The organism is Pseudomarimonas arenosa (assembly GCF_014841215.1).
Lineage (GTDB): Bacteria > Pseudomonadota > Gammaproteobacteria > Xanthomonadales > Xanthomonadaceae > Pseudomarimonas > Pseudomarimonas arenosa.
In genome coordinates, this window is record NZ_JACYTR010000004.1 from 42,156 (window position 1) to 67,915 (window position 25,760).

Here is a 25,760-nt window from a genome sequence, read left to right on the forward strand (position 1 = left end):
ATAGGGTGCGCCTCGGGCGCACCGCTGCCGAGCCTGCGCGGCCGGGCTGCAAGACCGTTTCTGCCGCGCAGGCTCCTAGCCCGGATATCCCGGCTAGCCGCTTCGATCTCAGCTGGTCAAGCGATCGATGTCGCGCAAGAGTTCTGAACGGGCTGTTGCATCGAGCAGCTTGAACGGACGTGGGTCGACGTCGCTGCCGCCGTCGACGGCGAACAACTGCAGCGCGCCCAGGGTCTGGTTGGGCTGCAGCATCGGCGTCTCCACCGAGGTGCCTGGATCAAGCTGAATTCGAGCTTCGAGGTTGCTGGGCAGGCTCTTCTCAAACCAGCCTATGTGACCGCGCCCCTTGCTGCTTGCCGTGCGCCAGCCGTGCTGTTGCAAGCCAAACACGCTGGCGGTGCCTACCCGCTTGCCTGCAAATCGATTGAGCTCGCACTGCTCGTTTTCGTCACTCGCGCATTCGAACAATTCGCGACCAAGCTGGCTGAACGGTTGCAGGATCTCGTAGTCGGCAAAGATCTGGCGCCAGGTCGAGCGCTGTTCAGCATCGAGTTTCATCGAATGCACCAGGCTGATCATCCCATCATCGGCCAGTGTGAGTTGTCGGTCGTCGGCATCAGCGAAGCTGAGGTCTTCGGCAATGCGGAACAGTCGCAGCGATCCATCTGCTCTGCGTTCGCCCCACAGCAGGCGCTGAGCAAGATGGCGAAGCAAAGGATGCTGTACGAAGCAAGTGAGAAACACTTCGAGTTCCACTTCACGACCGCTGCACATCAGTGCTTCCAGCCGCTGGATCTGCTGCGAGGCGATGGCCTTGGCATCTTTCTTCAGCAGCTTCCAGCGCTCGATGGCGGCGGCCGCCAGCGCAGCGTCATCACTGCTGGATGGCTTGGGGATGTCCTTCAGGCGGGCGCGATTGCTATCCAGCGCATACGGGCGCAGGTACTGATCGAAGCCGACGGTAAAGGCGCGCGGGCCAAAGTCCAGGGTCAGGCGGCCATCGCTGCCGAGACCGAGGTCGGGTACCAAGCGATCGGCAAGCTCATCGGCGCTGAGCTCGCGCGCAGCGGCGATAGCCTCGATGCGCGATTGCGCGTGCTGCTGCAGACTCTTGGACTTCACCTTGCGCGCGATGCTATCGAGATTCATCAGGGCAAGGTCGGAACCGATAGCGGCGAGGATATCCAGCCCAGTCACCGCGCGAGCGTGCAGGCCCTCGCTGGGCCAGCGGCGGATCAAGGGGCTAAGTCTGCGCACGCAGTCATCACCACCGAGCAGACCGATGGCGGTATAGGCCCAGGCTTCCTTGCTGTCGCCGCCATGTTCGGTCCAGGCGATGAACAGATCCCAGACGAAGGCATCCAGCGATGCCTGGGTACAACTCGACTTGATCAGCTGCACTCCGGCATAGGGGGCTTGTAGGGATGACGCTTGTAGAATCGTGCCCAGCGCCTCCAGGCAATCGTCCGGCAAGCTTGCGCCGTCGCACAGAATCGGTCGCGCAAAGGCCGTGGGCCGATAGAAGCTGGGCAGGCTGCGCGGCTTACGCGGCAGTGCAGTCAGTGGATCCTTGCTGAGAACAAAGTCCAGCAGCGTCAGACCAGCATTGTCATAGTGCCTTGCCCCCTCTCGCAGTCGCTCCGGATCGACTTCATGCGCAAGATTGCGCAGCGCCGCTTCAGCCTGGACCGGGAGTTCGCCGCGACCTTCAGCGATCAGCGGCAGCAGCGACAGGGTGGCCAATTCTGCGTGTTTGATCAGCCAGGCCATGGCATGCGGTCGCGCTCGCTTGAGCTGCAGGCCCTGCACAGCCAGCACGGCAAACTCGGCGCTAGCCACGGGCAGAGCCGCCTCCAGTCCCAGGTCAAGTTGATGCGCTGTCAGTCGCAGGAGACCCGGCAACGCCTCAAGTTCGTAGTGGGCGAGCAGCGATCCCGCGGTGACGGTTCTTGGTCCGGAAGATTGTTCGAAACTCAGATCATTCCAGAACAGGCGTCGCAATGGCGGCGGCAAGACGGCCAATTCGCCCAACGGGCGGAATGGCTTGTTCACTCGGCGCGCCTCGGCCTCGAGTTTCGGCAGCATCGAGTCAAGCGAGTCGACCTCGCCGGACAGCAGTGAGGGCCACAGCGATTCTGGGATAGCCAGCCGCAATAAGGCCAATTGTTGCCGCGTGTAGCGCGAGCCCAGGTGCGGCCCTGGGTCGCCCTGCTCGGGCAGCAGAGATTTCCATTTTGCACGCAGGCCCTCGGGCCAGCAGAATTGCGGTGGCGGCGGTGGTGCGTCCGGCAGCTTCACACGCGGCCTTTTCGGCTGCGGGAGCAGCCACGGCGCATTGCGCAGCAAGCCGATCAGCGGATCACTGGACCCGTCCCCGTCCGCCTGTTCTGGCGATGTCTCGGAGACAGGCTGAGGCAATGCCGCGATTGACGAGTCGTTCTTAACGCATTGTTCAGAGGCCAAGAGTGCCTCAAGCCAATCATGCAATTCCGCTGTCGCGCCGTGGTCTCTCAACGTACGCGCCGCTTCGATGGCCACGGTGGGGAAACGCTGGGCGAAATCATCGATGGCGGCGCGCACTTCGGGAAACCCGAAAGCACTGAGCAAGAGTTCGAACGCCAGCGGGCTGCCACTGGCTGAAAGGACGTCGGCCAGGCGCCCGACCGATTCGCGCTGCGCTCGCAGTTCGCGGAATTGCAGCACGCGTTGAAACAGGATGGCGATCAGCGGCATGGCCGCATCGCCATGCAAGCAGAGCAGGTTGAGGGCAAATACTGCGGCCGTGCTGGAGGTCTCACGACGACTAGGGCTTGAGACCAGACGCTCGGCCTGCTTCAAGGTCAGTGGCAGGGCCACGATGCCGGGCAGGTTGTGAAAGCCGCTGTCAGTGTCCAGGCCCAAGGTGTCCAGAGCCGCATCGATCAGTTCGGGCTCGGTGTGGAAGACCGCGGCGCGGGCGTAGCGCTGCTGATCGTTCTCCGGTTCCTGTGCTGTGATCGAACCCAGCGCGTGGCGATAGGTCGATTCGGCAGCGGTTGCCAGGCAGGCGGCCACTTCGGCGCAACCCGGCGAGTGGTCGATGAGAAAGTACGCGTAGCCGTTCTTCTCCAGCAGGGCCAGGGCGGCGAAGTAGGCCGTGCAGGCAAATTCAAGTGGATGCCAGTGCAGACAGAGCTGCATCAGAGTGCTGGTGGGGTGCTGCTTCAGGCGCACGCGCAGCAGCAAACTGGCCAGAATGGCCCAGCGCCAGTGCTCGGCGTCGGCCTGGCGCAGTGACGCTTCGTCGAACCAATGGGCTAGCGAACGTTGGCTGAGCATGGCCTGGCGCTCACTCGTTTGTGACAAAGACGTCGCGCCAGTGGGAATGCGGCGCAGCAGATCAAGCATGGTCGCCTCGGTTTGAAGCTTGAACGAGGACTTTCGACCGCGCTGTGGTGGCAGCTTGCGTAGCAGGCTCGGGGGGAAGGGCATATTCATGCAGGCGATCTCATTAGGTATTCAGGCTCATCAATCGACCAATACCGCCAAGCGATCAAGATCGCGCAGCAATTCCGAGCGCACCACCGGATCGAGTGTGGCGAAGGGGCGCAGGCCGTTGTTGTCCCAGGAGTTCACCACTCGCAAACTCAGTTTGCCGAGACTTTGTTTGGACTCGTAGCGGATATCGCCAACCGCGGTACCGGGGTCGAGTTCGATATGCGCTTCCAGACCATTGGGCAAGGATTTTTCGAACCAGCCGATCCAGCCGGCATCCTGCGGCGAGCCGTGGCGCCAGCCGCGATGCTGCAGGCCATAGACACTGCCGATGGCCACTCGCTTGCCCTGAAAGCGGGTGAGTTCGCTCTGGGTGAGCTCCTCCTCGCTCAGTTGCAGAACTTCGCGGCCGAGTTGCACAAAGGGCTGCAGGATCTCGTAATCGGCGAAGATCTGGCCGAAGCCTGCTTGCTCCTCAGCAGAGAGTTTCAGCGGGTGAGGTAGGCAGATCCTGGCATCGGCGGGCATGACGAACTGCATGTCCTCGCTGTCGGCATAGCTGGAATCCTCAGCAATGCGAAAGCCGCGCACGCTGCCATCGGCTTGCACCACACCCCAGAGCAGGCGCCGCGCCAGATGGCGCATCAAGGGGTGGTGGAGCAGGAACTGCTCGAACACCGGCAGCTCGAAACTGCGACCGGTACACATGATCTGTTCCAGCCGCTGAAGCTGGTGGTTAGCGATGCTCTTGGCATCTTTCTTCAGCAGCTTCCAGCGCTCGCTGGCGGCCTTGGCAAGCTCGGCATCGTCGGTCTTGTTCGGTTTCGGCAGATCCTTCAGTCGAGCACCGCTGGCATCGCGGGCGAAGGGACGTAGATGTTCATCGAAGCCCACCGTGAACTGGCGCGAGCCGAAGTCGAGGTGCAAGGTTCCATCGGCTTCGAGATCGAGGTCGGGCACCAGACGATCGGCCAGTTCCTCGGCGGTGAGGTCGCGGGCCTCGGCGATCGCCTGGATTTTCTCCTTGGCGCGCTCCTGCAGTCCCTTGAACTTGGCTTTCTGCGCGATGCCATTGAGGTTCATCAAGGCCAGGTCGCTGCCGATACCGGCCAGCACGTCGAGACCGGTCACGGCGCGCGCATGTTGCGATTGCCCCGGCCATTCTCGAATCAGCGGGGTCAGCTGGCGCACGCAGTGTTCGCCACCGATTGCTCCCATGGCGGTGAACGCCCAGCCTTCCTTGCTCGGCGCGCCGGCTTGATACCAGGCCTGGAACAGATCCCAGGCGAACTCATCCAGCGATTCCGCCGTGCAGGTCGACCTGATCTGTTCCAGCCCGGCGTAGGGTTCATCGGGCAGGGAGACTTGCAGCATCGTGCCCAGCGTAGCCAGTGCTTCGGCCGGCAGCGCCCGGCCGTCCGGCAAGCGCGGGCGGGCGAAGCCGGCCGGCAAATAGAAGCTTGGCAAGGCACGCGGCTTTTGCGGCAGCAGGGCGAGCGGATCGACCGAGAGAATCGCTTGCAGCAGAGCCAGTCCGGCCTCACCGAAATGGCCTGCACCAGTCTGCATGCGCTCGGGCTCGACATTGGCCGCCAGCCAGCGCAGCGCGGCATCCGCTTGTTCAGCGGCTTTCTTGGTCGCGCGCGCTGACTGCAGCAACAATGCACTGGTCGCCAGCTCGGCGTGCGCACGCAGCCAGGCCACAGCATGCGGGCGCGCTTTCTTGCTGCTAAGTCCCTGAGCGGCGAAGGTGGCGATGTCGGCGGCAGCAACCGGCAAGGCGGCGGCCAGGCCGGCCTCGAGACGGCTGCCCACGAAGTTGAGTAGGCCGGGCAGGGCATCCAGTTGGTAGTGTGCGATCAACGAACCGACCGTCGGAGAGCCTTCCCAGGTGTAGGCATCCCAGCCGGGCAGGCTGTTCCACAGCAACAGGCGAAACTGCGGCGCCAGGGGCACCAGGGACTGCAGGTAGCGGTAGCGATGATAGGACTGCAGTTTGGCCCAGTGCGCGTCGATCTCGGCCATGTGCGGTCCAAGGTCGGTGATCCTGCCGGACAGGATGCCGGGCCACAGCGAGCGCGGTACCGACAGCGCATCCAGGGCCTCGCCCATGCGGCCTTTCTGCTTGTTGGAGTCGGGATCGATGGCGCCGTTGGCTGGCAGCCGCCGCTGCCATTCTTCGCGCAGTCCTTCCGGCCACTGGATGCGCGGCGCTGGCATCGGCACCTCAGGCAGTTCAGGGCGCTGCTGTTTCGGCTGCGGCTTCAACCAGGGTGGATCGCGCAGCACACTGGGAAGCGCCTCCAACGGCGCTTCGTCGACATTGACCAGCTTCTTCAGCAGTCGCTTGAGCAGCTCCAGCGCACCGTCCTGCAGCGTCTCCTGCAGTGGATCGATCAGTTCAGGATGCGCGGCCAGCAGGCGTGATAGCCAGGTCTCGACCGGCTTGCTGCGTGTGCGTGCACAGTGCTCGGCGGCGGCTTGCATGGATGCATAGGGCCAGGACTGGGCGAACTCATCGAGCTGCGGCCGGACCTCCTTGTGCTCGATGCGCTCCAGCAGTTCGGCCAAGGCTTCACTGCAGTGGATGCTGCCCAGCACCTCAGCGAGTCGCCTTCGGCGATCGGAGTCGGCAACCGAGTCGTACAGGCTGACGATCAAGCGGGCTGCTGCGGGTCCGTGCTCGCGCGCCAGATTCAAGGCCAGCCGGGTGGCGGCCGAATGAGCGCCGTAGTAATGGAACGCCGACGACTTAGCTAGCTCTTCCGCTTGCGGCAGTGTCAATCGCACGCCGGTCAGGCCCAGGGCGGCGTTTGCATGTGTCCGGGCGGCGTCGAACCCCTCCGCGATCCAGTCAGACTCGGTGTTGAAGATGGCCGCGCGGGCGATCTTTTCGAACCCGGTGGGAACGATAAGAGCGGCCTCGGCCTTGGCACCGTCGTATTCCTCGGGCGTGCAGGTCGCCAGCAAGGCGGCCATCTGTTCGAAGCTCAGTCGCTCCTGGAATCGCTCGGAGCCTCGCACAGCCTGCAGGAAGTGCCGTACAGTGAAGGCCAACCCATGCCAGCGTGCGCATAAGGTGAGCAGCACCTTGAGCATATCGACGTCGTAGTGGTCCTGCAGGGCGAGTGCGATGCGCAGGGCAGACAGCCACGATGCCGGGTCCGCTGGGCGAAGCCGCTCCTGGGTAAACAGCGCTGAAAAAGGCGATTCCTTGATCAGCGCGTTGAGCCCGGCGTACTGAAACTCCCAGTAGCTGCGCTGTGGATCCATGGCGGCAATCTTGCCCAGCTGGAGCAACAGGCTCTCCTCGCTGGGTGAGGATGCGCTGAGCTCGTATCCGCGCTGCGCCGGCATCAGTCGTCGCAGACCGCTGCTCAGGCGAAGTTGACCGTCGGGCATGGCGGTGCTGGCCTGCGCTTGAGCAACTGATGAAACCGGATGTTCAGGGCGGGCTGCGCTGGTCGCAGACTGGGGGTCAGCGGAGGCTGCAGCGGCCTTGGCGGGCTCGTCATCAGCTGCAGCCGGATCCTGAGTCGCCGGCTTGCTCGGCTTGGCCTGACTCACCGCTGGCTTGGGTGTCACGGCCGCCAGCGTGGCACCTGCAGCAACCGCTACTTCGGTATAGCCCTTGCCGGTCTTCTCCTTGATCAGCTTGGTCACCTCGGCTTCGGCCTTGGCATCGCTGGCTGCCGTCTTGGTCAGCGTCTGGCCGTTGGTGCCGATGCGCCCATAACGCACGGTATAGCTGCTGCCTTCAAGGCTGATTTCCCAGAACTTGGAGGAAGTACCTTCGACTAGCTCAAAGCGTCGCATTTCAGAGTCCTTCTGAGGATTCAAGATCAAGCGTGGGGGCGGCGTGATAGGCCAGGGCCAGCCAGTTCAGCAATTCGCGCAAGGCGCTGACGGTCGATTCATAACCTGTGGTTGCATCGCCTTGAAGCTCGGCCAGCAGTCGCTCAAGGATGGCCTCAAGTCCTCGCTCGGGCTCGCCACGCAGCCCAATCTCGACCGCGCGCCTGCGTAGTTCCTTGAGTCGGTTCAGGGTCGTACGCGGTCGACGTAGGCCATCGCGCAACAGTTCGCATAGTGCTTCGTCGACAGCGGCCAGGCAGTGTTGCTGTGGATCGGCCGCGGCGTGTGGCGCATTGGCAAGCGTGACTGCGCTCAGGCTGCCATCGGCTGTGCTGGCGTCCGGTACGACCAGACGCCCGAGACTGAGCGCCCAGGGTTCGATGCTCAGCCCTTCGTTGCCTCGCCTGATCACGCCGGCGACGTACAAAGGCTGCGGGCTGTCGGGGGCATCGAGCAGGACCCGGGCGATGGCGTCCAGGGCGCCCGGCGTGGCACTGGCGTGATCACGCAGCAGCCACCAGCCGGCGCCACTGGCGTCGGCCAGCAAGGCGTGCAGTCGCTGCGCCGCCGGGTCGTAGCCCAGGCTGACCACCTGGCTCACGCGCAGCACATGAAAGCCCGGCAATGCGCTGCGCGCCTGCAGCTCGCGCGGGGCAGCATGCGCTTGCTGGCGCAAATAGCGCTGCTGGTCTTCGATCAGCAGCGGTGGACGCAGCGCCGACCAGTCGCCGTTGTGCGCCGAAACCGAGGCTTTGCCGGCATGGCTTTGGCCGAGCCGTAACTCGCCGTTGGCGCGGCGGCGGGCGGTGGTGGTGACCAGGCTGCCCTGGGCCAGACGGGCAAAGCGCAGGGTGCCGGCGACCCGTTGCTGGTCGAGCCTGGCCAACTCGCTGCTGCCGGCGTTGTTCTCGTATTGCCATTCTTTCTGCAGACAAAGCAGGGTCTGGGTATCACAATCGACCACTGCCAGGGTGGCGCGGCGCTCCTTGCCATCCCCCAGCACCCGCAGTCCCAACGAGATCAGGCTCAGTCGATCAAGCGCGGTCTCCATCGCCTCGCCCATGCCCAGCACTGAGCGAGGTGATAAGTCGGCGCCGCCACTTTCCACCACGGCCAGCCGCAGACTGATCTCGCGCAGCAAGCGCAGGCCATCGAGATAGGCAAAGCGCGCACTACGCTGCAGATACAGCTCCAGCCATTGCTCAAGACTTTCAAGGCTAAGGCTCAGCCAGGTGCAGCCCTGCTCACGGCTGAGGCGAAGCGCGCTGCTAAGGGCCTGGGCCATACGCGGGCTCTCGGCAGCGCCATGGGCCAGGCCGTCGCGCAGCAGGGCGGCGATCAGGTCGATAAAGGGCGCCAGGGCAAAGTCGAGCTTGCGCTCATCGGCACGCGGTTCGCCCAGTTCAATGGCCAGCCGTGCCTCACCCAGTTGCGGCGCGCGTTGCAGGGCCAGCGCGCCCAGGGCGATGTGTTCGCAGCGCTGCTGGGCCTGACAATCGCAACGCGCGAAGCCGAGATCAGCGCCGGCGTAATAGCGGGCGGTGGCATGCGGTAGCCGGGCGGTGTAGATCGGCTTCTGTTGCTCGGTACTCAGGCTGCGCTCGACTTCGATGCGAATGCCCTGGCGCAGTTCGCGCTCCACTGCCGGCCAGAACGAAGCGGTGGTTTGCCGGCGCAGCTCAGTTTCGCTGAGATCGGCAAAACTGGCCAGCTGTGGCAGATCGCTTTCCGTCGACGCCGCGCTCGCGTAGTGCAATATCGTGGCGATGCGGTGACGGCAGAGCGCCGCCCCGCAGCTGCAGCTCGCCTCCTTCAGCCCGGCGCTGGGCGGAAACTCGGTGCGCACCTGATCGGGAAAACGGGCGATCAAGGTGCCGTCCTCCTGTACATCCAGTTCGGGTGTGTAGCCGGCCGCCAGCTCCCGCTGAGCGCGTTTGAGCAGGCCCATGTTGGCTAGCTGTGCCAGTGCCTCCGGAGTCAGGCTGAGCAGATCCGAGCGCAGCGGGGCGGCCATCAGCGGGCACCGCCCTTGAGTTTTTCGGCCAGCCATCGTGCCAGCTGTCCTGGCGTCATGGCGCCGACTTCGGCCCCCACCTCCACCAGTTTGCGCGCCATATCGCGGTCATAGGCCGGCACAGCGTCCTGATCCAGTGCCGCGAGGCCGAGTACACGGCTGCCCTGGGCGCACAGCTCGCGGACGATGCGTACCAGCAAATGTGGCGCGGCGCCCTCGTAGAAATCGCTGATCAGCACGATAATGGCGCGCCGTGGCGCATCGACCAGTTCAGCGGCGTAGCGCATGGCCTTTTGAATGTCGGTGCCGCCGCCGAGCTGTACCTTCATCAGCAGTTCCACCGGATCGCTGCGCTCATCGGTGAGATTCACCACCTCGGTATCAAAGGCCAGCAGATGGGTATCGATGCCGGGCAGTTGACTGAGACAGGCGGCAGTCACCGCCGAATGGATCACGCTCGACACCATACTGCCGCTTTGATCCACTACCAGGATGATCTGCCAGCGCTCCAGGTGGCGCGTGCTGCGGCTATTGAACAGGGCGCGTTCGATCACCAGCCGTCGCGTGCTGGGATCATAGTGCTTCAGATTGGCGCGCAGGGTCGCCATCGCATCGAAATTGCGCGCATTGGCGTGACGCGTATGCTGGCGCCGGTTGCGTACGCCGCTGAAGGCTTGCTGCAGCTCCACCGCCAAGGCATCGATCAGTTGCCGCACCACCGCGGCAACCAGATTGCGCGCCATGGCCAACACCTCGGGGTTCATCAGATGCTTAGTGTGCAGCACGGCTTCGAGCAAGGCCTGGCTCGGCTGCACGCGCTGCAATACCTCGGGCTGGGTGATCAGCTCGTTGATCTTGTAGTGCTCGACCGCATCGCGTTCCAGCCGCTCGATGGTTTCCTTGGGAAACAGGGTGTGAATCTGATTGATCCACTCGGGCACGCTGAGCGCGCTGGCGCTCAGGTCAGCGGCGCGTTCGCGGCTCAGTACATCGCGGTCTTCCTGCTCGTCATCGCGGCCGTATAACCAGTCCAGTGCGCGATCCATCGCCTGGCTGGCGCCGCTGAGCACGCCGCCACTGCCATCGCCCAGCGCGGTTTCCGCGGCATCGCCGAGCAGCAGCCGCCAGCGTTCGAGGGGGCCGAGGTTGGCGGCTTTCATAGGGCAAACCTCTGGCGCAGCTGATCGACTGCCTGCGACAGGCGCGCACTGCGCTGTAGATCTTCGATCGAGCAGGGAAGGCGCAGCCAGTCGCCGGCGGCGAGATCGTCCTTGCCGTGCAGGCCGGCAATCTTGCGACCGATCGCCGCCCGTTCGCGCGGTGGAAAGTAGTGGAACGCCTGTCGCAGAGAAGGGGCAGCGATCAGGAAATCCTGGTCGCTCAGCGCAGCGACTGCGGCATCGAGTACGGTGAGAAGGCTGGACGAACCGGCACACTCATTGCGCGCCAAGGCAAACAGGCCGAACAGGAAATCACCGAGCTGCTCGGCGCCGGCAAAGGCGCGTACACAGCCGAGCAGGCGCTGCTCGACGGCGGCGTCCCCATCACGGCGCCAGCACACGGCGAAGCAGGCGCCGCGGGTGGCCGGCGGAAGCTGTATGTTAAGGCTGAGCCGCTGCAGAGTGTCCAGCACGCTGCGGCAGGAGCTGGTCAGCTCAAGGTCGGAGTCGAGCAGTCGGTCGATCAGGCGCAGCGGGTCGGTGTCGTCGACATGCGCTGGCTGGATCGGCGCCGACAACCCTTCCAGCAGCCACAGCAGGCGATCCAACATGGCGTTAAGGGCGGGTAGCAGCAGGCTGTGTTCGCCTGAGCCGTGCTCGCAGAGCAGCAGGTTGTGCAGGCGCAGGCCGGCGCGCGCCAGGCTGCCGTGATCTGCGCAGCTGAGCACCGCGGCATGCAGGTCGGGCAGCAAGGCATCGCCGAACTCGGCGTAGCCAGCGCGCAGGGCATTGGCATACAGCTCGGCCAAGGTCTCGATATCGGCCGAATCACTGAGACGCTCGCCGAGTTTTTGCAGCGCCGCGGCGGCCAGGGTGGGGCCATAGGCGCCGGCCTCGATCAGGGCCAGGTCGCGGGCATCGCTGGGGCTGAGCTGCCATTCTTCGATCGGGCGCTGATCGGTGCCCAGTTGACGGGCGGCCTGCGGGGCGCTGCTGCCGCGAAATTCGAAGCCAGGAATGCCCAGCAGACGCAACCTCCACAACACTTCGCTGCGTTGGCGATCGTGGTCACTGAGACGGTCGAGTTTCAGTCCACCCGAGCCATCGAGCTTGAGCGCTTCCAGCAGGGCCCGGGTATCGAACACCAAGGGTGGTAGCGGCGTGCCCGGTGCCAGTATGCCAACGCGTTCGCCAGTGAGGGCGAGCAGAGCCTCGCGCAACATCGGATCGTCGCGCATCGACAAGGTGCCTCGCGATTGCCAGGGCGGCGGCGCGCTCAGGGCCTCATTGCAGATCGCGTCGAGCAGGCCGTCGAGTACGTCGGCCCGCAAAGGCGTCGGGTGGCCGCGCAACTTGGCCAGGAGCTGCGTTCGCGCTTGCGCGGCAATCAGGCTGGCAGTGGAAATGGTCTGCTGCTGTTTGCGCAGTCGGGTCACGATCGTGCGCTCAGCCCAGTCGGCGGCGGCTTCGGCGCCCTGCTGATACAGCCGTCGATAATAGGCCGGCGACTGCACGCCGGCGCCATAGCCGGCCAACGCTTCCAGTCGTCGATCACTGTAGGGAATCAGAAAGCTGCCGTGGCGCTCGATGCTGGCGGGTACGTCCAGGGCGAGCGTGTCGTTGCTGTTCGATTGTGCTGACAGGCGCAGCAGGGCAGGGCGATGCCAGCCGCCGCAGACCACCAGGATCCTCCCGCCTTGTTGCATGGCATGGCGAATCCAGGCTGCCATATAGGCTTCGCGCGCCCGGTCGCTGGCATCACCGGGATCCTCGCCGCGCAGTCGGTCGAAGTACAGTTCGAGCCGCTCAGCCAGGGGTTCCAGCGGCAACTCCTGCTCGAACAGGTGATCCCACAGGGCATCGCCGTCATCCAGGCCGAGACGTCGCGCAAGCTCCTGTTCGCCCTGTTGCTGGCGCCGCTGGGAGAGCGCATCTGCGAGTACATTCGCCCGTCCACGCGAGCCTTCGTGCCAATACGGAAGATCGATGAAGCGCGTAGTGGCTCGCAGTTGCTCCGCGCCCTGCAGGGCAACCCACTCGGGCGAGTTGTCGGCAAACGGGGCAAAGCAGTGGCGGGTGTGGCGCGCCTCGGTGTAGTAGCTGAAGATGGCAATCGGGGCCTGGTGCTCGCTGTTTTGCAGCTCGCCAATGCGGTCGTTGAAATCGCTCGGTCCCTCGATTAACACCCAGTTCGGCTTGAACTCACGCAGACGCGCCTGTACCAGCCGGGCACAGGCCGGGCTGTGATGGCGAACGCCGATGATTTCGAGAGCAGACTTCACGCCGAGGGCAGCAGATGTCGCGCCTCGTAGAAGGCCCGCCAGGCCGAGCCGGTGCGCTTGCCAACGCGCTGTTCCAGATAACGACGCAGCTTTTTCAGATCCTCGGCATTGTCTTTCACCGCTGTGCCCGCCAGAGCCTCGACGATATCGCTGGCCTGGCCGGCATCGCCGCGCAGATAGTAGCCGCGCAAGCCCACCGAATGTGCCACGCTGACCGCCTCGGCGGTGGACAGCACGGTGGAGAGCCGCTCCATTCCGCCGCCTTCGGCATCCAGGCCCTGGCGAAGTTCGCGGAAGCTGGCAACCAGAACTTCGATGACATCGTCGGGAGGCGTGAGATCCACGCCCGATTGCTTGAGCAAACGAGCAGCTTCGCGCTTCACCAAGGCCAGCTCATCCTCCAGGCTGCTGATCGGAAACACGGTCTCGAAGGCGAAGCGGCGTTTCAAGGCCGAACTCATTTCATTGACGCCGCGATCGCGAGTGTTGGCCGTGGCAATCAGGTTGAAGCCCGGCTTGGCGTAGATCGTGCTGTGGTCGCCCTCCAGCTCGGGCACCATCAACACGCGCTCGGACAGGATCGACAACAGGCTGTCCTGTACTTCGGCCGGGCAGCGGGTGATTTCTTCGAAGCGCGCGATCTGGCCCTCGCGCATGGCGGTCAGGATCGGCCCCGGCACCAGGGCACGCGGGCTCGGCCCTTCGTTGAGCAGCAGGGCGTAATTCCAGCCGTACTTGATCTGATCCTCGGTGGTCGATGCTCCCCCTTGCACGGTCAGTGCGCTGCTGCCGGAAATCGCCGCCGTCAGCAACTCACTGAGCAGGGACTTGGCCGTGCCCGGCTCGCCGACCAACAACAGCCCGCGGCCACTGGCCAGGGTCACCATGCAACGGTCGATCAAGCTCAGCGGCACCATTAACTTTGCCGGACGATCCTTTTCAGGTTCGCCAGCGATAAAACGCCGCACCGCGCGCAGACTCAGACGCCAGCCAGGCGGTTTGGGGTCGCGATCCTTTTTCGCCAACTCGGCCAGCTCATCGGCATGCAGGACTTCCGCTGGCGGGCGCTGAACGGTGGGAGTGGCAACCGACTCTGCGCCTGACTTCGCTCGAAACATGGACGATCACATGGAGTTGACAAGAGCGGCTGATCTTAGCCCAAAGGCACGGGGGATTCGTCGACGCTCTCGCGAGAAACATGCGTAAGCCCCCGCGCTCGCTGAGCTCGTCGAAGCGAGCTTCGACAACGGGCGAGTCTCGGAGAGTCGATGCACCCTTCGACGAGCTCAGGGTGCGTTTAGGGGTTTGCCTTGGGGCGCCCTTCGCTACTTGGCGAGATAGCGCATCGCCTCAGTCAACCCATCGGGCGTCAGCGCATACATGTGATCCTCAACCAGCTGTTTGATAAGCTGGGTGGAACTGGTGTAGCCCCAGGCCTGCATTGCGCTGGGGTTGATCCAGACGATCTTCTTGAAGTGCGCCTTGATGCGCTGGAACCAGGCTTCGCCGGGTTCTTCGTTCCAGCCTTCGACACTGCCGCCGGAGTGGGTGATCTCGTAGGGAGCCATGGCGGCGTCACCGATGAATACCACCTTGTAGTCCGAGTTGTAGCGGCGGATCAGTTCCAGGGTCGAGGTGCGTTCGCTGAAGCGGCGGCGGTTGTCCTGCCACACGCTTTCGTAGATGAAGTTGTGAAAGTAGTAGTGTTCGAGGCGCTTGAATTCGTTCTTGCAGGCATTGAACAGCGCCTCGGCGGCGTAGACGTGGTCGTCCATCGAGCCGCCGACATCGAGGAACAGCAGCACCTTCACCGAGTTGTGCCGCTCCGGGCGCATGCGGATATCGAGCAGGCCGGCCTCGCGGGCAGTGGCGTCGATGGTGCTCTCAATATCGAGTTCGTCGGCGGCGCCTTGGCGGGCAAACTTGCGCAGTCGGCGCAGGGCGATCTGCAGGTTGCGCTGAGAGAGGTCGGCGTTGTCGTCGTAATTGCGGAACTGACGCTGATCCCAGACTTTCACTGCGCGACGACCGCCGCCTTTCGGGCCGACGCGGATTCCTTGCGGGTTGTAGCCGCCAGCGCCAAACGGCGAGGTGCCGCCGGTGCCGATCCAACGATTGCCTCCGGCGTGGCGACCTTGCTGCTCTTCGAGGCGCTTTCTGAACTCCTCGATCAGCTTTTCGAAAGCCATGGCTTCGAGTTTCGCTTTGTCCTCATCGCTGAGGCTGCGCTTCAGGGTTTCGCGCAGCCAGTCCTCCGGAATGTCTTTCAGGCCGCTGAGGTCGATCTGTTCGATGCCCTGGAAATAGGCTGCAAACACGCGGTCAAAACGATCGAAGTAGCGCTCGTCCTTGATCAGCACGGTGCGCGCCAGATGATAAAAGGCCTCGACGTCGGCGAAGGCGAGGTCGTTATCCAATGCGGCGTACAGATCCAGCCATTCACGCAGGGTGACTGGGAGTTTGGCGGCACGGAGGGCGTCGAACAGGTTTAGCAGCATGGTGTGTTAGCGTTTGAGAGCAGCGTTTCCAAGGTCGGCGGAGCGTGGCGATTTGCGCGTACTTGCCCCCTACCCAGGAACCTCGCTTCGCGAGACCCCTGGGCAGGAGAAGATCGGCTCCCTAACCCCACCCCAGCCCTCCCCGAACCTCGGGGAGGGAGTTCCGGGGCACCAGCGGGCGCGCGAAGATCAGTGCGCATCGGTCTCTCCCCAACCCCTCTCCCGCGAGGGGAGAGGGGCTATTACTCCGGCGAGTAAGGAGCCTACTAGCGACTCGCCCGCCGATGCATAAAGGCCAGGCGTTCCAGCAACTGAACATCCTGTTCATTCTTGACCAGGGCGCCGTACAGCGGTGGGATGGCCTTGGTCGGGTCACGTTCGATCAGGGCGGCGACCGGAATCTTGTCTGCCAATAGCAGTTTCAGCCAATCGATCAGTTCAGAAGTGCTGGGCTTCTTCTTCAGGCCCGGCACGTCACGCAGATCGAAAAAACACTCAATGGCACGGTCGACCAGATGACAGTCGATGTCGGGGTAGTGCACCCGAACGATCCGTTCCAGCGTCTCGCGATCGGGGAAGGCGATGTAGTGGAAGAAGCAGCGGCGCAGAAACGCATCCGGCAGCTCCTTCTCGTTGTTCGAAGTGATGACGATCATTGGTCGATGCCTGGCGCGGATGGTCTCGTCGGTCTCGTAGACGTAGAACTCCATCCGGTCGAGTTCCTGCAACAGGTCGTTAGGGAACTCGATATCGGCCTTGTCGATTTCGTCGATCAGCAAAACGGCACGCTGTTCTGACTCGAAGGCCTCCCACAGCTTGCCGCGGCGAATATAGTGCCGCACGTCCTCGACCCGCGGATCGCCGAGTTGCGAATCACGCAGACGACTGACGGCGTCGTACTCGTACAGCCCCTGATGCGCCTTGGTGGTGGACTTCACATGCCAGGTGATCAGCGGCGCGCCCAGCGCGCGCGCCATTTCTTCGGCCAGCAGGGTCTTGCCGGTGCCGGGCTCGCCCTTGATCAACAAGGGGCGCTGCAAAGTGATAGCCGCATTGACGGCGAGCTTGAGGGCGTCGGTGGCGACGTAACGATCGGTGCCTTGGAATGTCATTGTTGCAGTCGTGATTGGTGATTTGTGATTGGTGATTCGTTGAGATGCTCGCAAGACCATGCAGCTCGCGCGCGGGGTGATAAGGTAGCGGCGCGAAGGCCGACAGGCGCTGAGTGTCGCACGGAGACGGCCGTCGCGCTCTTAACGAATCACCAATCACCAATCACAAATCCACGGGCCGCCCATGTACGTCCTAACCAAAACCGCTCACCTGTTGTTCGTGATCGCCTGGATGGCGACGGTGTTCTACCTGCCGCGCATTCTGGTCAATGTGTCGGAGGCGGCGTCCGATCAGGATCCGCAGGCGGTCCGGGCGCGGTTGCTGTTGATGGCGCGGCGCTTGTATCGGTTTGGTCACCATATGTTTGGCCTGGCCTTCATTCTCGGCCTGGTGCTATGGCTGTACTACGACATCAAAGGCGGCTGGCTGCATGCCAAGTTGCTCTTGATTGGCTTGATGCTGGCGCATTTCATCATCGCTGGCCGCTGGGCCAAGCGAGCCGAGCGCGGCGCAGCGCTGCCGAGCAGTCGGGCCCTGCGCTGGTTCAATGAGATTCCGGTGGTTCTGCTATTGCCGGTGATCTATCTGGTGTTGGCCAAGCCGTTCTGAGGCTTCGTTGGTCAAACCATCTCGATGTCGGAGAGAGCACCGGCTAATTTCCGGGTCGCCGCCGCGCGCGCCACGACGGCGTCTCGACGGCGGTATGAGAAATGCGGGCTAGTCTATGGCAACGGGTCGCCCGTTTCCGGGTCAACGCTGCCGCCTTCTTCATCTCCCTTGATGCCAGTCGCCGAGTAGAGCTTGCTGAGCAGACCAGTCCACCAAGCAGCGAACTTAGTCACCGCATCTGGGTTGGTGGTGGCAAAGGGTGTCACACCGGCCTGGGCGTTCAATGGCAGTGTGGCGGCAAGGAAAAGAGCCAGTCCCAGGTGCTGCAGTTTCGCAATCTTTCGGTTGTACATCGCAGTCACTCCTGTCATGCGCGTCAGAGCTCTCACTCTCGGACCAGAGGGCTAAAAGCGCGGCGTCGCCTCAGGGCCATAGGCGAAAGCTTAGCGCCATTCTCGATCGGTGGATATCAGCAGCCCCGGATATTTCATGAGAGGGCGCGGCTGATCGCCGAGGACTTTGCATCGAGTGCAAGGCGCGACGAGCCCCAATGGCGGGCCCATTGGGGTCAGGACGGGACGAAGTCCCGCGTGGCTGCGTCACAATCCTTGCTCGCGATCCAGTTGGATGCGCTCACGATCGAGGCGCATCAGATAGCGTTGCACCGTGGTTTGTGCGGTGGAGCGCAGGTCGACGAATTCGCAGCCGGCGCAGATCTGACTGATCGCCTGACGGCGACTGGTGCGAAACTTGCGTCGCACGCGCAATCCCACTAGCACCGGTTGGTGCTCAGGCAGTAGCAACTTGCAGGCGCCGAAGTGGGCGCCGCCGGTGAGGATGTCGTCGGTGCCGGGAGGGATGAACAGGGAGACGCCACCTCCGCTGATGTCGTAAATGCGGGTGCGCAGCTCGCGTGGCGGGAAGTCGTCGCCGGCCGGCACCATGACCTGGCAGTAGGCCGGATGGCGCGCCGGCACCTCGATGCGAAAGAATTCGCGCCGCTGCATGTAGGTCATCTTGTCGGGGATCGGCGCGCGATAGGCTGGCATGCCCTCGAAGCGGGTCTTTTCCAGTGGGCCGGTGATGAACCGCACATCGACCCGGTCAACCCGTGCGCTGAACGCTACGCTTGGTTGCGAGATCACCACGCGTTCGACATCGGCGTGCGGCGTGGCATCGAGGAACACCTGATCGTGTTTCTCGTCCACGTGCAGCACCGCACTGAGCAGGGCGGCGTTGCCGCCGGGAACCGCTGCTTCCAGCATGGCGCGCTGCTCTATCATGCGATTCAACAGCACGACGATGGTCTGGTGGTCGTCGACTCCGAACTGGCTGTTGACCCGTATGGTGGGCTGATCGGTCATGATTCTCGGTAGGGCGTTCATAGTGACGAAGCGACATGCAAAAGGCATGCGCAAGGCTCTATCGTATGGTAGCGGAAGCCGTCCGCCCACCGTTGCTGTGTCGCCCGCAATTCGATGGAGGTCTGGGTGAAGGTCAAGCCTGTTGCCAATGCGCCGGATCGCAGGCGTCTCCGTTGGCTATGGTCTGCACTGGCCTGGCTTTGTTTCGGTCTGGGGTTGCTGGGAGTCATCTTGCCCGGCTTGCCGACCACGCCATTCATGCTGCTGGCGGCGGCGTGTGCGGCCAAAGGTTCGCCGCGGCTGCGCACATGGCTGATCGAACATGCCGTGTTTGGACCGGCCATTCGCGACTGGGAGACCCAGGGTGCGGTCAGTCGGCGGGCCAAGTGGTTCGCCCTGGGTACCATGGGCCTGTGTGCTGCCGTGCTCTGGCTGCTCGAAGTGCCAGGGTGGAGTCTGGCCGCGGCCGTGGTATCGATGGGTGTGGTGGCGGTGTGGCTGTGGCGCCGACCCGACCCGGCCGTTGCCGATGCACGTCAGGGCTGAGCCGTCAGGGAAGCAGCGCCAGTTTTCCGACGCTCGATCCAGACTCGATACGCGCCTGCGCGGCGGCCACCTGCTCAAAGCCGAAGGTCTCCACCGGCAGCGGCTGTAGATGGCCGCCCTCAAACTGTGACAACAGCCAGTGCATGCCTTCGCTGAGCAACTCGCTTTCCGACTGCAGAAAGCTGAGATTCGCCGCCACCACGCTCTTGTTGGCCTGGGTCATATCGAGCGGGTTGAAACGCGGCGTGCGCAGCCAGTCCCAGGCCAGTCGCAGCCAGTTCAGCCGACCATTGCGCGGCAGCATGGAATGAAATCCATAGATGGCCAGTACGCCGGTGGGGGTCAGGTGGGCATAGCTGGCCGCCAGCGTACTGACGCCGTTGGCATCGAAGATCGCGTGGTAGCCCCCGGGCGCAAGCTCTCGGGCGGTCGGCCAAAGCGGCTCGCTACTCTTGTCGATCACGGCTGATGCGCCTTGCGCCTGCGCATGCTGGCGCTTGTGCGCTGAGCCGACCACAGCGATCACTTCGCAGCCGGCCAGTCGGCCCAGCTGCACCAGGGCCGAGCCCACACCACCCGCAGCAGAATGCACCAGCCAACGTTGCCCGGTTCGTGGCGACATCAGGCGATGTGCCATGAACCAAGCGGTGAGAAACACGGTCGGCAAGGTGGCCGCCTGTAGTGGCGAGACACGGGAGGGGATGGCGAATGCCGCGTTGGCCTCGACGACCACGCATTCGGCGTAGCCCCCGAACAGCGTCAATGCCAGGACAGCTTGCCCCAGCCGAGCCGGGTCCACGTCGTTGCCAATCGCATCGATCGTGCCGGCCACCTCAAATCCAGGCGTTATCGGGTAGCCGTGGAGTTGCTTGGCAGAGGCATACAGCCCCATGCGCACAATGCTGTCGGCATAGTTCAGTCCACAGGCCGCACAACGGATGCGAACTTGTCCGGGACCAGGGACCGGCTCCGGCACCGATTCCAGTCGCAATGCTTCATAGCCGCCCGGACGCTGGATGACGATCCGTTTCATTGCGGCAAGCATGGCAGAACTTCGCTGCCGGGGCGCCGCTTTCACGGTTTGGAGATGGTACGGCGAACGGCGCCGTGGCATGGTGCGTTTCGAGTGCTCAGCGTCAGGCCTCCCATGCAGAAGCGGGTCGAAAAATCGATGCAGCGCGAGTGCGCTCAAAGCGAGCGTGAGCTCGCCAAGGCAGGGCGACGCGGCAAGGGGCGGGACAAGGCCGTGCACCAGCTGCGCAAGTCGCTGCAGCGACTGCGCGCCATGCTTCACCTGCTGTGCGATGTCGATCCCATTCATTTGCCCAAGCTGGAGCGCGATATCAAGCGCTTTCGACGTCGCTTCAGCCGGCTGCGTGATGCGGCTGTGCGGCTTGATCTGGCGCGTGAACTGGCTGGCCGATCGCCCGATGATTGCGAGCTGCTGACGCAGGTGTGCGAAGGCTTGCAGGCCAGGCTGGACGAGGTTTGGCTGGGGTTCTCGGACCCGTTCTGGCACCGCGCGCAGGCCGATCTTGCCCGCTTGCACGGGCGTTTGCATCGCGTCTCACTGGCAACCCTGCGTGCCGAGGATCTGCAGGCAAGCCTGGAACGAGCGCGCAAGAAGGCGCGCAAGGCCATTGTTGGCGCGCTTGGCCTGGATCGTCGGGTGCTGCGTCATCGAATGCGCTGCAAGGTGAGGCGCTATGCGGCGATGCGTCGTCTGCGTCAGGAATGGCTGGGTGGGCGGGACGCGCTGGCCTCTGTGTTGGTCGACCTGGGCAAGCGGCTGGGCCGTGAGGGTGATCTCTGGTTGTCAGCTGAAGCGGTGCACACCCTGGATGAGCCAGCGACCGTGGCCGAATTGCGGCGAACGCTGCGAAGTGCCCGTCGCGAGCGAGTACGCGAACATGATGGAGAATTGGCGGCTTGGCTACGGCGTTGCTTCGCCCGGAAGGAACGCGCCCAGCCTGCGTTGGCTTGAGGCTAGGCGCCACCCGGGGAGCCTCAGGATCCGCCGTTTGTAGGTCGAGCCGAATCGTCATACGATGCCCGCCCACATTGGAGTTGAGCCGTATGAACATCGCAGCAGACCACATCGTTCGTTTTCACTACACCGTGTTCGAGGACGGTGGTGAACAGCTGGAAACCTCACGCGAGCGGGGCGAGCCATTGGCGGTGATGATCGGACGCGGCGGCCTGATTGCTGGCCTGGAGAATGCCCTGATCGGCAAGTCCGAGGGCGACACCTTTGAGGTCACCGTGCGGCCGGCCGAGGGCTATGGCGAACTGCGCGAAGGCTTCAAGCAGCGCGTGGCGAAAAAATACTTCCGCGATGCCGCTCGCCTCAAGCCCGGCATGCAGACGGTACTGAGCACCTCGCAGGGCCCGCGACTGGTCACCGTCCTCAAAGTGGGCGCCAGCGTGATCGATGTCGATCTGAACCACCCGATGGCGGGCAAGACGCTGAAGTTCAACGTCGAGGTGGTGGACGTACGCGAGGCGACCGAAGAAGAGAAGGCGCATGGTCATGCCCATGGCCCGGGTGGTCATCAGCACGACTGAGTGAGGTGCGGCCCGCTTGCGGGCAACAGTGCTAGCCCGGATATTTCATGAGGTCGCGCCGAAAGATCCGGCAATTCCAAGCGGGGCGAGAGTTTCGACCGATGGTGTTGAGATAACAGAGTGTTCGCGATCTTTCGGCGCTGGCACGGCCCTCACCGGTCCTTTGCGCCGATTGCCGCGTTGCTTCTCGCCCAAGTGGGCCCACCACTTGGGCTCGTCGCGCCTTGCACTCGACGCAAAGTCCTCGGTGATCATCCGCGCCCCCTCATGAAATATCCGGGCTAGCAAGCAGTCTTGGACTGCGCGACTGCGCGACTGCGCTTCGGCGCACCAACGCCCGGGTCAGGGTCAGCCCCACCTCGTTGGGCTGCATTGGTGCGCCCAAGGCGCACCCTAAGATCCTTCGCGGCTTGACGCGCTTAGAACAACTCGATGCTGCCGCTGCCCATGTCTACCTGCGACACCGGCTTGTGCGGCGGACGCGCCCATTCTTCCTTCACCTCGTGAATGCGGCGCGAGATGGCGTGCATGGCGCTCAACAGCTCGGCGTCGCGGGGGCCGCCGCTGCGGTGCAACAGTTCCTGCAAGGCAGTGGCTTCGCTGTTGATTGCCTGCAGTCGTTCCATGTGAGTGAGGGCCGAGCCCAGCGCCTGGGTAGCAATATCCTCGAACTGCAGCGAGCGCACCGCTTCGCCGACCGAGCTGTCGATGGATTGACCCGCCGCGCGGATTTCCTGAATACCCGAGGTGATCACCGAGTTCAGCGTGCCCACTTGTTGCATGATGCGAGCGGACTCGTGTTTGGCTTCTTGCGAGCGGGTGATATCACGTGAGGCCATACGCTGGACAGAATCGCGCACCTTGGTGACGACGTCGCGTGAGCTGTGGGCCAGTTTGCGGATCTGCTCGTTGAACGCGGTCGAACGCTCGGACAGATTGCGCACCTCGTCGGCCACAACGGCAAAGCCACGGCCTGCTTCACCGGCGCGCGCCGCTTCGATCGCGGCGTTGAGTGCAAGCAGGTTGGTCTGGTCAGCAATCGACTTGACGTCTTCGAGCAGGGCAAAAATGCCGTCCAGATGCTCGACCATGGTGTCGATGTGTTCGACGGTCTGCGCGCTCTGGCCGCTGACCTCTTCCAGGGCCTGAACCAGCTGTTCCATCTGGCGACTGGCTTCCATGGCGAAGCGCTGCATGCCAACGTCACCGTCGCGGTCGCCGGTACGATCGACGATCTTCGATACCGAGCTGCCTTGTTCACGTGAGTGCCGGGCCATGGCATCGAAGCTGCGCTGCAGAGTGGCCACCGCATCGCGAATCAGGGTCTTGGTGCGATTGATCTCACCGCGGCTGCCTTCCAGCTCGCGGGCGACGAAGCTGCGCAGTTCCTGCAGCAGGGCATCTTGTTCACGCAAGAGCTTCGACTCTTCGGGCGTGTGTCGTCGCGAATTGCGCGCCAGGAAGACCGCGCCGGCTGTCCATGCGATCAGTGACAGCGCCGATAGCGCAACTAGCAGGCCACTCGACTGACCGGTCACCGCTGCGATAATCACCGCGATGGTGAAAACAATGCCGGGACTGAGATATTGCGAGATCCTCTTGATCATGGCTCGTCCTATGTTCGCCTCAGTGAGTCATATCGGCCTGATTAACTAGGTCTTTAGCTGTCTTGCTGCTGCCAAGGGCCAATGGGCTCAGTAGCAGTGTGCCACAAGGGTGTGCGCTCGGGGCAAGCTTGGCAGCGTTCATTCTGCGGCCTGCTGCAGTAGGCGTGTTGCCACCTGCTCCAGCGGCACGATATCCATCACCGCCCCCATTTTCACCGCGCTGCCCGGCATGCCCCAAACCACCGAACTGGCTTCGTCCTGTGCCAAGGTATACGCCCCCGCGTCGCGCAAAGCCAGCATTCCGCGTGCGCCATCGTCGCCCATCCCGGTAAGGATGGCTGACACTGCGTTCTTGCCCGCGGCGCCTGCTACCGACTTGAACAGCACGTCGACGCTGGGTCGGTGGCGATTGACCGGCTCGTCTTCGCCGATGCGGCAAAACCAGCGTGCACCGCTGCGTTCGACCCGCAGGTGGTAGCCGCCGGGAGCGACGTAGGCATGCCCGGGTGTGATCGGCTGGCCATCGCTGGCTTCGTACACGGTAAGCGGGGTTTCGCGATCGAGCCGTTGAGCGAATGCGCGTGAGAATCCGCCGGGGATATGCTGAGCAACCACCACGGCGGGGGCATTGGGCGGGAACTGCGCCAACACATAGCGCAAGGCTTCGGTGCCGCCGGTGGAGGCGCCAATCGCAATCAGACGATCGGTGGTGCGATAGGTGGTCGGCAGCACCATCGGCGTCTTCGGCGCGTCATGACGCTTGGCCGATGACACCCGCGCGCGAGCCGCCGTTTTTACCTTCTCGATCAACTCGCCAGCGTATTCGCGCAGGCCCTTCTCAACATCGAGCTTGGGTTTGGTGACGAAGTCGATGGCGCCCAGCTCCAGCGCCGCCATGGTCACATCGGCACCCTTTTCGGTCAGGGTCGATACCATCACCACTGGCATCGGCCGCAGACGCATCAGGTTCTCCAGGAACTTGAGACCGTCCATCCTCGGCATCTCGACGTCCAGCGTGAGCACGTCAGGATTGAGTTGCTTGATCTTGTCGCGGGCAATGAAGGGGTCGGCAGCGGTACCGATCACCTCGATGCCGGGGTCGGCATCCAGCACCTCGGTAAGCAACTGGCGGACCAAGGCAGAGTCGTCGACGATCAAGACGCGAATGGCCATCAGAACAGCTCCACGGATCCGGATACTGGGGTTTCCTGCAGACGACTCTTGTACGCGCTCTCTTCGGCCGCCACGACGTCGTCGTGGGCGTGCGGCAAGCGCTTGACCAGGGCGCGACCGGTGACCGGGAAGAAGCACACCTTGCGCGGGTGGATGCCACCCAGGTCCTGCGAAATCACCTGCACTCGCTCATTGCTGAGATAGGCGATGACAAACTCAGCGTTGCGCGTGCCGACCGGCTGTGAGGTGAACCCCTTCAGCACATTGCCGCCGCCGAATACCTTGGCCTCCAGGCGTTGCCGGCTTGCGCCATGCTTCAACAATTCGTTGATCAGCAGTTCCATGGCGTGACTGCCATATCGCGCCGGTACACCGTCGGTGACCTCGCCGTCGGGCAACATGAAATGATTCATCCCGCCGACCTTGGCGATCGGGTCGCGAATGCAGGCCGCGACACAGGAACCGAGTACCGTCATCAGCGCCAGGTCGCGCTCGGTGCAGAAATACTCGGCCGGCAATACCTTGACCACATCGGCATTCAGTTGAGTGTCGCGATAGAGCAGGGGAGAGGCTCGCGATCGCGCATTGGCTACCGGGTCAAAGGCTCGGGCGGCGCGAAGTTTCATTTCGGCGCGTCAGCCCGGCAGTAAACCGTTCGACCGCAGGGCCGCACCAGATCGGCGGCGTGCAGAAAACTCTCGGAGTGACCGGCAAACAGCAGTCCATCGGGTGCCAGCAAGGGGGTCATTCGTTCGAGCACTCCGCGCTGCGTCGGCTTGTCGAAATAGATCATCACATTGCGGCAGAAGATGGCGTCAAAAGGCCCCTTCAACGCGTAGCTGGGCGAAAGCAGATTGAGCTGAAAGAAGCGGATCAACGGTCGCACGTCGTTGCGCACCCGGCACATGCCTTCCTGGGGACCTGTGCCTCTCTGGAAAAAGCTCTTCACCCGCGCCGTGTTGAGGCCCTTGATCCGTTCCAAGGGATAGACGCCACGCTCGCCGGTGGCCAGCACCTGGGTGTCGATATCGGAGGCTAGAATCTCAACCGGCGGCGTCATGCTGCCAAACGCTTCACAGGCGGTGATGGCCAGACTCCAGGGCTCCTCACCGGTGGAGGCGGCTGCACACCAGATTCTGAGTTGACCGCGCCCACGGCGCTCGCTCAGGTGCTGCAGCAGGATGTCGAAATGGTGCGATTCGCGAAAGAAGCTGGTCAGGTTGGTGGTAAGGGCATTGGTGAAGGCTTCCCATTCGTCGCCACCATTGCTTTCCAGTTGATCGAGGTAGGCCTGGAAGCTGCGCAGACCCAGAGTGCGAAGCCGTCGCGATAGTCGGCTGTACACCATGTCACGCTTGCTGTCGGCAAGCGCAATACCGGCGCGCTGATAGATCAGCTGGCACACACGGCGGAAGTCACGCTCGGAAAAATCGAACTCCCGATTCACGCGGCACCTCGATCGGCGCCGGAACGCGTGAGTCGGGCGGCGCTTTCGCCGGC

General features: G+C 63.5%; 19 protein-coding genes. 4 read left to right on the forward strand and 15 right to left on the reverse strand.

Annotated elements, in window-relative coordinates; genetic code table 11:
- Positions 1 to 108: 108 nt before the first annotated feature.
- The 8 genes from IFO71_RS02950 to IFO71_RS02985 form a co-directional block, all read right to left on the reverse strand.
- On the reverse strand, positions 109 to 3,477 hold the full coding sequence (locus tag IFO71_RS02950) for a DUF4132 domain-containing protein (RefSeq protein WP_192028042.1): 3,369 nt from the start codon (positions 3,475 to 3,477) through the stop codon (positions 109 to 111).
- 30 nt (positions 3,478 to 3,507) lie between these two features.
- Complete coding sequence (locus tag IFO71_RS02955) at positions 3,508 to 7,290, reverse strand: DUF4132 domain-containing protein (protein ID WP_192028043.1); 3,783 nt, start codon at positions 7,288 to 7,290, stop codon at positions 3,508 to 3,510.
- 1 nt (position 7,291) lies between these two features.
- Entirely contained in the window at positions 7,292 to 9,343 is a 2,052-nt protein-coding gene (locus IFO71_RS02960; protein ID WP_192028044.1) for an SWIM zinc finger family protein, read from the reverse strand.
- On the reverse strand, positions 9,343 to 10,503 hold the full coding sequence (locus tag IFO71_RS02965; RefSeq protein WP_192028045.1) for a VWA domain-containing protein: 1,161 nt from the start codon (positions 10,501 to 10,503) through the stop codon (positions 9,343 to 9,345). The genes IFO71_RS02960 and IFO71_RS02965 overlap by 1 nt, the downstream gene beginning before the upstream one ends.
- A complete protein-coding gene (locus IFO71_RS02970; RefSeq protein WP_192028046.1) occupies positions 10,500 to 12,785 on the reverse strand; it encodes a DUF5682 family protein in 2,286 nt (761 codons plus the stop codon). Before IFO71_RS02970 ends, IFO71_RS02965 begins: the two co-directional genes overlap by 4 nt.
- Positions 12,782 to 13,903, reverse strand: coding sequence for an ATP-binding protein (locus tag IFO71_RS02975; protein WP_192028047.1), 1,122 nt, complete (start codon positions 13,901 to 13,903; stop codon positions 12,782 to 12,784). Before IFO71_RS02975 ends, IFO71_RS02970 begins: the two co-directional genes overlap by 4 nt.
- 207 nt (positions 13,904 to 14,110) lie before the next feature.
- On the reverse strand, positions 14,111 to 15,283 hold the full coding sequence (locus IFO71_RS02980; protein WP_192028048.1) for a vWA domain-containing protein: 1,173 nt from the start codon (positions 15,281 to 15,283) through the stop codon (positions 14,111 to 14,113).
- 266 nt (positions 15,284 to 15,549) lie between these two features.
- Positions 15,550 to 16,395 carry an AAA family ATPase gene (locus IFO71_RS02985; protein WP_192028049.1) on the reverse strand — a complete coding sequence of 282 codons (846 nt, stop codon included), beginning with the start codon at positions 16,393 to 16,395 and terminating at the stop codon, positions 15,550 to 15,552.
- A gap of 184 nt (positions 16,396 to 16,579) precedes the next feature.
- Here IFO71_RS02985 and IFO71_RS02990 point away from each other — a divergent pair, with 184 nt between their 5' ends.
- Positions 16,580 to 17,005, forward strand: a complete 426-nt coding sequence (locus tag IFO71_RS02990) for a CopD family protein (protein ID WP_192028050.1) — start codon at positions 16,580 to 16,582, stop codon at positions 17,003 to 17,005.
- Between the two features lie 113 nt (positions 17,006 to 17,118).
- On the opposite strand, the gene IFO71_RS02995 is transcribed toward IFO71_RS02990, so the two are convergent.
- Both IFO71_RS02995 and IFO71_RS03000 read right to left on the reverse strand, forming a co-directional pair.
- Positions 17,119 to 17,358: a hypothetical protein gene (locus IFO71_RS02995; RefSeq protein WP_192028051.1), complete on the reverse strand. Its 240-nt coding sequence runs from the start codon at positions 17,356 to 17,358 to the stop codon at positions 17,119 to 17,121.
- 246 nt (positions 17,359 to 17,604) lie between these two features.
- A complete protein-coding gene (locus IFO71_RS03000) occupies positions 17,605 to 18,369 on the reverse strand; it encodes a flagellar brake protein (RefSeq protein ID WP_192028052.1) in 765 nt (254 codons plus the stop codon).
- Between the two features lie 126 nt (positions 18,370 to 18,495).
- Here IFO71_RS03000 and IFO71_RS03005 point away from each other — a divergent pair, with 126 nt between their 5' ends.
- Entirely contained in the window at positions 18,496 to 18,915 is a 420-nt protein-coding gene (locus tag IFO71_RS03005) for a YbaN family protein (RefSeq protein ID WP_332309296.1), read from the forward strand.
- A gap of 4 nt (positions 18,916 to 18,919) precedes the next feature.
- Here the strand turns inward: IFO71_RS03005 and IFO71_RS03010 are convergent, their stop codons facing one another.
- Positions 18,920 to 19,948, reverse strand: a complete 1,029-nt coding sequence (locus tag IFO71_RS03010) for a zinc-binding dehydrogenase (protein WP_192028054.1) — start codon at positions 19,946 to 19,948, stop codon at positions 18,920 to 18,922.
- A gap of 114 nt (positions 19,949 to 20,062) precedes the next feature.
- Between IFO71_RS03010 and IFO71_RS03015 the strand changes: the two genes are divergently transcribed.
- Together IFO71_RS03015 and IFO71_RS03020 are read left to right on the forward strand one after the other, a co-directional pair.
- The gene (locus tag IFO71_RS03015) at positions 20,063 to 20,899 is read left to right on the forward strand and encodes a CHAD domain-containing protein (protein WP_192028055.1); all 837 of its coding nucleotides are present in this window, start codon (positions 20,063 to 20,065) and stop codon (positions 20,897 to 20,899) included.
- A 92-nt stretch (positions 20,900 to 20,991) separates the two neighbouring features.
- Positions 20,992 to 21,480, forward strand: coding sequence for an FKBP-type peptidyl-prolyl cis-trans isomerase (locus tag IFO71_RS03020; protein WP_192028056.1), 489 nt, complete (start codon positions 20,992 to 20,994; stop codon positions 21,478 to 21,480).
- Between the two features lie 419 nt (positions 21,481 to 21,899).
- Here the strand turns inward: IFO71_RS03020 and IFO71_RS03025 are convergent, their stop codons facing one another.
- From IFO71_RS03025 to IFO71_RS03040, 4 genes are all read right to left on the reverse strand, one after another.
- On the reverse strand, positions 21,900 to 23,087 hold the full coding sequence (locus tag IFO71_RS03025; RefSeq protein WP_192028057.1) for a methyl-accepting chemotaxis protein: 1,188 nt from the start codon (positions 23,085 to 23,087) through the stop codon (positions 21,900 to 21,902).
- Between the two features lie 138 nt (positions 23,088 to 23,225).
- On the reverse strand, positions 23,226 to 24,260 hold the full coding sequence (locus IFO71_RS03030; protein WP_192028058.1) for a protein-glutamate methylesterase/protein-glutamine glutaminase: 1,035 nt from the start codon (positions 24,258 to 24,260) through the stop codon (positions 23,226 to 23,228).
- Positions 24,260 to 24,886: a chemoreceptor glutamine deamidase CheD gene (gene cheD / locus IFO71_RS03035; RefSeq protein ID WP_192028059.1), complete on the reverse strand. Its 627-nt coding sequence runs from the start codon at positions 24,884 to 24,886 to the stop codon at positions 24,260 to 24,262. Before cheD ends, IFO71_RS03030 begins: the two co-directional genes overlap by 1 nt.
- Positions 24,883 to 25,707: a CheR family methyltransferase gene (locus IFO71_RS03040; RefSeq protein ID WP_192028060.1), complete on the reverse strand. Its 825-nt coding sequence runs from the start codon at positions 25,705 to 25,707 to the stop codon at positions 24,883 to 24,885. The genes cheD and IFO71_RS03040 overlap by 4 nt, the downstream gene beginning before the upstream one ends.
- Positions 25,708 to 25,760 lie beyond the last annotated feature (53 nt).